The organism is Intrasporangium sp., assembly GCF_036566125.1.
Lineage (GTDB): Bacteria > Actinomycetota > Actinomycetes > Actinomycetales > Dermatophilaceae > Intrasporangium.
Genome location: NZ_DATCWX010000174.1, coordinates 1 through 2749, shown reverse-complemented (window position 1 = coordinate 2749; position 2749 = coordinate 1). Strand labels below are relative to the sequence as shown.

Genomic DNA, 2749 nt, shown 5'->3' with positions numbered 1-2749 from the left:
ACTTCGGTCCCGTCGATGTCGGGCAGGCCGAGGTCGAGGATGACCACGTCGGGAGTTTCGTCCTCGACCGCTTGGATCGCTGTGCGTCCGTCGTTCGCGGTGACGACGTCGTTGCCGTGGGCGCGTAGCGCAATGGTCAGGGTGCGCTGCAGCCTGACGTCGTCGTCGACGACGAGGACTCGGATCACGAGTCCTCCTCCACGGCGGCACGCGGTGCCGCCTTCGGTTCGGCGGTACCGGTGCGGGGCAGCTCGACGACCATGGTCAGGCCGCCCCCGGGCGTGTCCTCGGGCACGAGCGTGCCACCCATCACTGTCATCAGGCCGCGCGCCACGGCCAGTCCGAGGCCCAGGCCCTCGCCACGTGGCGAGTCGCCCAGCTGCTGGAATGCGGCGAAGATCCGCTCCTTGTCGACGTCGTCGACTCCTGGTCCGCGGTCGGCCACGCGCAGCTGGACCGCGTCGCCGAACACACTGCCGGTGATGCACACGTCCCTGTCACTGTGACGCAGCGCGTTCTCGATGAGGTTGGCGAGCACACGGTCAAGCAGCCCGGAGTCGGCTGTCACGGCGGGGATGTCCGGGCCGATGTCCACCTCGACGCGGGCGGGGTCGCTGGTGGTGCGCACCGTGCCGACGACCATGTCGAACAGGTCGACAAGGTGCGTGTGGGCCCGCACGGTGCCGGTCTCGATACGGGACAGGTCGAGCAGGTTGCCGATGAGCGCGTCGAGTCGGTCGGCGGAACCCTCGACCGACTCGAGAAGTTCGGACTCGTCCGCCGCGGACAAGGTGCCGCCGGGCTGGCGCAGCGTGGAGACGCCCGCCTTGATGCTGGCGAGCGGCGTGCGCAGGTCGTGGGAGACCGCCGCCAGGAGCGTCGTCCGGGCAGCGTTGTCACGGGCCAGGCCAGCCGCCTGCTGTGCTGCCCGGATGAGCTGCTCGCGCGAGTGCAGGATGGCGGCATGCGCGGCATACGCGTTGATCACGCGCTGGTCGCCGGCGGCGACGGGTGGGCCGTCGAACAGGAGGTCTACGCCGTCCTCGACGGCGACGTCGAGGGTCCACGACTGGTCAGGGTGCAGAGGTGTTCCGATCATGAGGGCCGGATCTGTGGCGGCGACCACGATCCGCTCGCCGTCGTCGGCGGTCTCTATGAGTACGGCGCGCCGCATGCCGAGGACGTCGCGCGCCTTGTCGAGCAGGGCTGGTAGCGGCCGAGGCTCGGCGAGCAGGTCCCGGCTCAGGGCGGCGAGGGCGGCCGACTCGCGCTGAGCGGCGACGGCCTGCTCGGTGCGACGGGCCGCGACGTGGACGACCCACGACACTGCTGTCGAGACGAGGATGAACAGGACGAGGGCAAGGGCGTTGAGAGGATCGCTGATCGTGAGGGTGCCGCGTGGCTCCGTGAAGAACCAGATGACGACGAGCGACCCGGCCACGGCGCAGGAGAGCGCCGGCCAGATGCCGCCGACGAGCGCGCAGCCGACAGTGAGCGCGAGGTAGAGGAGCAGATCGAACGAGAGGGCGTGCTTGTCCTGCGTCACGACGAGGGCTGCGGTCAGGCCGACCAGACACCCAGCCGCGAGGAGGAAGCCGCCAACCACCCGCCGCCGGGGTAGGCCACGATTGCGCCGGTCCCGGTGCCCTGTCCTGGACTCCTCGTGTGACACGAGGTGGACGTCGATGTCTCCTGACCCGTCTGCCACTTCCGAGGCGATACGGGGCCGCAGCAGCTGCTGCCAGCGGCTCCGACGGCTCACCCCGACGACGATCTGGGTCGCGTTGACGCCTCGGGCGAAGTCCAGGATTGCGCCGGCGACCTCTGTGCCGGACACCTCGTGGAACTCGGCGCCGACGTCGCGGGCGACGCGGCGGATTCGGGTCAGGGCCTCGGGGTCGACGCCGACCTGGTCCTCGGAGGAGCGGACGTGGCAGGCGAAGAGCTGGCCCCCTGCGGCGCGGGTCGCGATACGGGCACCTCGACGTAGCAGCGTCTCGCTCTCGGGGCCACCGGTGACCGCGACGACCACCCGTTCGCGCGTGGGCCACGCCTCGCGAATGCCCTGGTCCGCACGGTACCGCTCGAGTGCCTCGTCGACCCGGTCGGCGAGCCAGAGCAGGGCGATCTCGCGCAGCGCCGAGAGGTTGCCGAGACGGAAGTAGTTGGCGACCGCACCGTTGACCTTGTCGGCACCGTAGACATTGCCGTGGGCCAGCCGGCGCCGAAGTGCCTCGGGCGTCATGTCGACCAGCTCGACCTGCGCCGCGCGGCGCACCACTTCGTCCGGCACTGTCTCGTGCTGACGGACGCCGGTGATCGACTGGACGACGTCGTTGAGCGACTCCAGGTGCTGGATGTTGACCGTCGACAGCACGTCAATGCCGGCGTCGAGGATGTCCTCGACGTCCTGCCAGCGCTTCTCATGCCTCGATCCCGGCAGGTTGGTGCGGGCCAGCTCGTCGATCAGCACGACCTGTGGCCGCCTGGCGATGACGGCGGCCGTGTCGAGCTCGGCGCGCCGCGAGCCGCGGTACTCGACCGTGAGCCGGGGGAGGACCTCCAGCCCCTCGAGCAGGGTTGCGGTGAGGGCACGGCCGTGCGTCTCGACAATGCCGACGACCACATCGGTCCCACGCCCGCGGCGTCGACGGGCCTCATGGAGCATCGCGAACGTCTTGCCGACGCCCGGTGCGGAGCCGAGGTAGATGCGTAGGGACCCACGACTCATGTCTCGATCCTCGCTGGC

2 protein-coding genes are annotated in these 2749 nt (G+C 70.2%); both read right to left on the bottom strand.

From position 1 onward, the window contains the following. On the bottom strand, positions 1 to 188 hold a 188-nt coding region (locus VIR15_RS10550), incomplete at its 3' end, for a response regulator transcription factor (protein WP_331927436.1). After that, entirely contained in the window at positions 185 to 2731 is a 2547-nt protein-coding gene (locus VIR15_RS10545) for a DUF4118 domain-containing protein (protein ID WP_331927435.1), read from the bottom strand. The genes VIR15_RS10550 and VIR15_RS10545, both read right to left, overlap by 4 nt. Positions 2732 to 2749 lie beyond the last annotated feature (18 nt).